At 68.7% G+C, this 6,051-nt stretch carries 5 protein-coding genes and 1 pseudogene; 1 reads left to right on the top strand and 5 read right to left on the bottom strand.

Annotated features, from left to right (window positions below):
• The 5 genes from ENN83_RS14035 to ENN83_RS14015 form a co-directional block, all read right to left on the bottom strand.
• Positions 1 to 2,251: efflux RND transporter permease subunit (locus ENN83_RS14035; protein WP_287187933.1), on the bottom strand; the 2,251-nt coding region annotated here is incomplete at its 3' end.
• A gap of 3 nt (positions 2,252 to 2,254) precedes the next feature.
• Positions 2,255 to 3,712, bottom strand: coding sequence for an efflux RND transporter periplasmic adaptor subunit (locus tag ENN83_RS14030; RefSeq protein WP_287187932.1), 1,458 nt, complete (start codon positions 3,710 to 3,712; stop codon positions 2,255 to 2,257).
• Between the two features lie 100 nt (positions 3,713 to 3,812).
• Positions 3,813 to 4,355 (bottom strand): molybdenum cofactor biosynthesis protein B, encoded by a 543-nt coding sequence (moaB, locus tag ENN83_RS14025; RefSeq protein WP_287187930.1) that lies wholly within the window; start codon positions 4,353 to 4,355, stop codon positions 3,813 to 3,815.
• Positions 4,352 to 4,957: a metallophosphoesterase family protein gene (locus tag ENN83_RS14020; RefSeq protein ID WP_287187928.1), complete on the bottom strand. Its 606-nt coding sequence runs from the start codon at positions 4,955 to 4,957 to the stop codon at positions 4,352 to 4,354. The genes moaB and ENN83_RS14020 overlap by 4 nt, the downstream gene beginning before the upstream one ends.
• Positions 4,954 to 5,742: a uracil-DNA glycosylase gene (locus ENN83_RS14015; protein WP_287187926.1), complete on the bottom strand. Its 789-nt coding sequence runs from the start codon at positions 5,740 to 5,742 to the stop codon at positions 4,954 to 4,956. The genes ENN83_RS14020 and ENN83_RS14015 overlap by 4 nt, the downstream gene beginning before the upstream one ends.
• 103 nt (positions 5,743 to 5,845) lie before the next feature.
• Between ENN83_RS14015 and pyrB the strand changes: the two are divergent.
• Positions 5,846 to 6,051: pseudogene (gene pyrB / locus ENN83_RS14010) on the top strand (aspartate carbamoyltransferase catalytic subunit); the annotation flags it as partial.

Below are 6,051 nucleotides of genomic sequence, written 5' to 3'. Positions count from 1 at the left end.
GCACCCGGCCCAGTTCCTCGATGGTGAAGCCCAGCGCAGCCCCCTGCGCGGTCAGGTCGAGCAGCAATTCCTCCTTGTCATAGGCCATGCTGTCCTCGACCGCCGAAACCTCGCCATACTGGGCAAGGGCCGATTTCAGCGCCTCGGCCGCGGATTTGAGCGTGGCGGCATCGGCGCCGTAGAACTGCACGTCCAACGCATCGCCCCCGGGCCCCGACCGCCAGCCGCGGAAGCTGACAGTCTCGGCCATCGGGTGCTCGCGCACCTCGTCCTGAAGATCGGCAACGAACTGGAACGAGGAATAGGACCGCAGATCCGGGTCGATCAGCTCGATGGCGATCGAGCCCAAGAGGTCGGTATCCTTGACATCGGCCCCTGCCATCCCGCGCCCGGCATTGCCGCCGATCCCGGCGATGGCGTAATCGACCGGGTTGCGGCCATGCTCGGCCTCGTAGCGGGCCGCGACGGCCTGGGCGGCGCGCTGCATCTCGCGCATCATTTCCAGCGTGTCCTCGCGGCTGGCGCCGGGCAACATCGCGAAATTGCCGGTGACCGAACTTTGCTCGGGCGCGTTGAAGAACCGCCAGGACACATCGCCCCGGATCAGCAGCGCCACCTGGCTGGCCAGCAGCAGCACCGTCAGCGCCAGCACCGGGTAACGTGCCCGGATCACCAGGACCATGAAGGGCCGGAACAGCCGGTCGCGCACCCGGCGGAAACCGCGGTTGAAGGCGCGCGAGGGGGCGTCATACCAATGTTCCTTTGCCGTATGGGCCAGCGCATGCGCCATGTGATGCGGCAGGATCAGGAAACATTCCACCAGCGAGGCCACAAGCACCGCGATCACGGTAAAGGGGATGTCGGCGATCATGTGGCCGAAGCGCCCCCCGATCACCACCAGCGCGAGGAAGGCGATGATCGTGGTCAGCGTGGCCGAGAAAACCGGCGCGGCCATCCGCCGGGCAGCATTCTCGGCGGCCTCGATGGGCCCCTCACCCAGCCGGCGCGCGCGGAAATCGGCGTGTTCGCCGACCACGATGGCATCGTCCACCACGATGCCCAGCGTGATGATCAGCGCGAACAGCGAGATCATGTTGATGGTCAGCCCGAAGGCATACATCAGCGCGACCGTCGCCAGCATCGCCACCGGAATGCCGGCCGCCACCCAGAACGCGGTGCGCGCGTTCAGGAACAGGAAGAGCAGGACCAGAACCAGGCCAAGCCCCATCAGACCGTTGTTCAGCAGGATCTCGAGTCGGCCCGAAATGTATTCGGCGCGGGTGCGGATCAGCTCGACCGAGACGCCTTCGGGCAGGGTGGTGCGCAACTCTGCCGCCACGGCCTCGACCCGGCGCTGCAACTCGATCGCGTCGCCCCGGTCCGAGCGGTCCACCCGGATCGTGATGGCGGGTTGATCGCCCACGAAATAGGCTCGCTGGCGGTTGACGCCCTCGACCCGGACGGTGGCGACATCGCTTATGCGCAGCGTCGAGCCATCCGCGTTCGAACGCAGCACCAGCGCTCCGATCTGCTCGGCGCTGCGCTTTTCGGCACCGGTGCGCACCCGCGCGGTGCCGCCCGACACATCGCCCGCAGGCGCGGTCGCGGCCTCGGCGGCGATGACCTGGGCGATCTGGGCCATCGTGATGTCATGCCGGATCAGTTCCGCCGAAGGCACCTCGACCACGGTTTCGGGCGCAGCCAGCCCGCGCAGCGTGGTGCGCGTGACCCCGGCCGCGAACAGCCGGGCCACCAGTTCGTCGGCAAGCCGGCCCAACTGGTCCACCGGGACGGGTCCGGACAGGACGACATCGGTCACCTGATCGCGCCATGACCCGCGGCGCACCTCGGGCACCTCGGCCTCGGCGGGAAGCGTGCGCACGGAATCGACCGCTGTCTGCACATCGTCGGCGGCGCGCGACATGTCCCAGCCCGGTTCGAAATCCAGCGTGATGAAGGCCGAGCCTTCGGTCGCGCGCGACGAGCTTTTCTCGATCCCGTCAAGCGCGATCAGCACGGGCTCCAGCACCTGGACGATGCCGGTATCCACATCCTCGGCGCCCGCGCCTTCCCATTGCACGGTCACGGTGACGCTGTCGATCACCACATCGGGGAAGAACTGCGCCCGCATCCGCGGCGCCGCGGCCAGCCCCGCGACGATCAGCATGACAAGAAACAGGTTCGCGGCGGTACGGTGGCGGGTGAAATAGGACAGGACCCCGCCGACCGCGCTGGGAATCGGGCGCGTCATGGCCTAGCCCCCCATCCGGGATTCAAGCCGCTCGACCACCCGGACGGGCACAAGGTCCTGTTCAAGCTGCGCGCGCACCCGGGCCTTGGCCTCGTCGGGCATCATCGGGTTGGACTCGACAAAGGCGATCAGCGCGGCGCGGCGTTCGGCCGACAGCTCGACCGTTTCGGGGATGTCTCCGGCAGCCTCGGCACCGGGGCGCAGCGGCCGCACCCGGATCCCCGCGCTCAGAAGCGGCGTGCGCTCGGCCACGACCTCGCGCCCCGCAAGACCCGCGGCGCGCACGATCACGTCGTCCCCCTGACGGCGCAACAACTCGACCTGAACGGCCTCCAGCCGGTCATCCTCGCCCAGAGCCAGCACCTGCGACGCCGCATCCAGCGCGGTCGCAGGCAGGCGCGCGACGCGCTCAAGCGGCGGCTCCTGAAGATGCACGGTGACAAAATCGCCCGGCCGCAAGCCCGGCGCGTTGTCGAGCTGTGCAAACAGCAGCCGCCCGGCCTGACCCTGCGCAACCGCGCCGCTTTCGCGGATCAGCTGGCCCGCAACGGTCAGATCGGCGCCGAACACGTCCAGCACCGCGGTCACCGGGGCGGGGCGCAGCGCGCCCTTGTCGTCCAGCAGTCGGGGGTATTGCGCGGTCGAGACGCGGAACGCGACCTCGAGCGTGGAGGGGTCGATCAGTTGCGCTACCCGTTCGTTCGGCGCGACCAGCCCGCCCTCGACCAGCGACACCTCGGCCAGCGTTCCCGAGAAGGCCGCGTAAAGCTCGGTATCGGCCAGCGCGCGCTCGGCCTCCGCCAGCCGGATGCGCGCCCGGACCAGCGCGTTATGCGCGGTTTCCACCGCGGCCTCGGCCTGCGCCTCGGCCTGCCGACGCGCGACCACGGCCTGTGCGGCGGCAGAGGCGGCCAGCGCAGCATCCTCGACGGCGGCATCGGTGCCCACGCCACGGCTGCGCAGGTCCTGCTGGCGGGCCAGCGCCTGCGCGCGCAGCCGGGCCTGCTCCTCGGTCGCGGCCAGTTCCTCGCGCGCGAGGATCAGCTTGCGCTCGGCATCGCGCAGATCGGCCTCGGCAGCGGTCAGGTCGGACTGCGCCAAATCGCGCGCCCATTGGGTATTCGAGGGGTCCACCCGCAGGATCAGCTCGCCTGCCTTGACGCGGCCGCCTTCCTCGAACGCGGGATGAAGCTCCACTACCCGGCCGCCCGCCTCGGCGCGCAGATCAAGGGTGCGGCGCGCGCGCACCTCGCCAAAGGCGGTCAGCACCGGCGATATGGTCTCGGGCGTCACGGTCACGACATTCGCCGCGAAGACACGCTCGCGGGCGGGGCCCTGACCGGGCTGATCGGCAAGGCGGGCCTGAATGGCCGAACTGACCATGTGTCCGGCCCAGGCCAGCAGCCCGAAGGTCAGGGCGACAAGGAACAGCCCAACAAGGCTGCGGCGGAGAAATCTCATCTGCCAACGTCCTTTCCCGGCCGGTCAACCCGCGCCCGTGCCGCAGCAACAGCGCCTGCCGGACCCGGCACCCAACACATATGCGTTACGCGCGATGTATCTATTTCCGTCGCCGGTGTTCGTCGAGCCGGGGAAAAATCTGGACAAAATTGCAGGGCCGGTGGCGATAGTCGAACTGGTGGACAAGGATCTCGTCCCAGGCGTCCTTGCAGGCGCCGGGGCTGCCGGGCAGCGCGAACAGATAGGTGCCGTTCGCCACACCCCCGGTCGCGCGGCTTTGGACCGCCGAGGTGCCGACCTTCTGCATCGAAACGATGGTGAAGATCGTGGCGAATGCCTCGATCTCCTTTTCATAGACGTCGCGATGCGCCTCGACCGTGACATCACGGCCGGTCAGCCCCGTGCCGCCGGTGGAAATCACGACGTCCACGCCCGGATCGGTGCACCAGTCGCGCAGTTGCGCGGCGATCTGGTCGCGTTCATCGGGCAGGATCGCGCGGGCGGCAAGGACATGGCCCGCGGCCTCGATCCGATCGACCAGCGTCTGGCCCGAGCGGTCTTCGGCAAGGGTGCGGGTGTCGGACACGGTCAGCACGGCGATGCGCACGGGGATGAAATCTTTGGTCTCTGTGCCGTGGCTCATGGCCGGGCTCCGATCTCGAACCAGTTGACCCCGGGGCCAAGGTTGACCACGCGCGTCGCGCCGATCATGCCCTCGCGCCCCCAGCAATCGTGGATATGCCCGCAGACCGCAAGCTGTGGCTGCACCCGGGCGATGGCATCGCGGATCGCGGTCGAGCCGACCGAGAACCATCCCCCTGTGACATCGGCGATACCCTTGGGCGGCGAGTGGAACACCATCACATCCGCGGCCTCGCACGGGGCCAGAAGCCCTGCCGCCGCCTCCTCGGTCAGGTCGCAGGACCAGTCGCCGAAGGGCGTGACCGGCACGCCATAGCCCAGCCCGAACAGCCTCAGCCCGCCGACCTCGACCCCCTCGCCATGCAGCACATGCGCCCCGGCAGGCGCTGCCGCATGCAGTTCGTCCGCACTTTCGCAATTCCCGGGCACCATGACAAAGGGCACGGCGATCCCCTCGATCATTGCCATGGCCTGATCCAGACCTTCGCGGCGGTTGCAGAAATCGCCCGCGCCGATCACCAGGTCAGCCCCGGACGAGGCGGCGACCAGCGCGGCAGCTGCGTCCTCCGAGATATGGAGGTCGGAAAAGGCCAGTATCTTCATGCGGTCTCCCTCAGACGGGCCTGAAGCATCAGAAGGTCGTGCCAGGCTTCGCGTTTCGCAATCGGATTGCGCAGCAGATAGGCCGGGTGGAACATCGGCAGCACCGGCCGGCCAAGCGCCTGCGCCCAATGCCCGCGCAACCGGGTGATGCCCTTGCGGCCCAGCAGAGCGCCGCAGGAATGGTTGCCCATCAGCACCAGAACCTGCGGGTCGATCAGCGCCACATGGCGTTCCAGGAAGGGCAGCATCATCGCCACCTCCTGCGGCTCGGGGTCGCGGTTCTGCGGCGGGCGCCAGGGCAGGACATTCGTGATGTAAAGCGCGCGGGCGGGCTCGGCAGCGGCGCGGTCAAGGCCGATGCAGGCGAACATCCGGTCCAGAAATATCCCGGCCGCGCCGACAAAGGGCTTGCCCTGGATATCCTCGTCCCGGCCCGGCGCCTCGCCGATGACCATGACGCGGGCGGCCGGGTTGCCGTCGGAAAAGACCAGCGATTTCGCGCCCTTCTTCAACTCGCAATGCTCATAGGCGGCAAGGGCCGCGCGCAGCCCGTCACGGTCCGCGGCACCGGCGGCCGCCGCGCGGGCAACAAGGACCGGATCGGCCTCGGGCGCGGGCGCAACCGGCATGGCGGGCCTGGGGGTCTGCAGCGCAACGGCCACGGGCACGACGGGCGCGGCCTCGTAGCGGTTGACCGGCGTCTCGCCGATCGCCTCGGTCGCGCCCAGTTCGATCTGCCATTCCAGCAGCGCCAGCGCGGTGTGGGGGTCGATCCCGGAATCCATAGCGCAATGCTAGGGCGCGACCGGGGCGGCGGCAATGGCCATCGCGTCCCTTGCCGGGGACAGGCGCGCTTTCTATAAGCGGGGCGATCAGGTCGGGGGCCCCATGACGTTCCGTTTCCGCCACCTTCTGGGCATCGAGCCGCTGGAGGCAGACGATATCCGCACCATCCTGGATCTTGCCGATCGATATGTCGATCTCAGCCGGGGCGCGTCGAAACATTCCGACGTGCTGGCCGGGCTGACCCAGATCAACATGTTCTTCGAGGCATCGACCCGGACCCAGGCCAGTTTCGAGATCGCGGGCAAGCG

Source organism: Rhodovulum sp., assembly GCF_011048875.1.
GTDB lineage: Bacteria > Pseudomonadota > Alphaproteobacteria > Rhodobacterales > Rhodobacteraceae > Rhodovulum > Rhodovulum tesquicola.
This window is presented reverse-complemented; position numbering and strand designations above follow the sequence as displayed.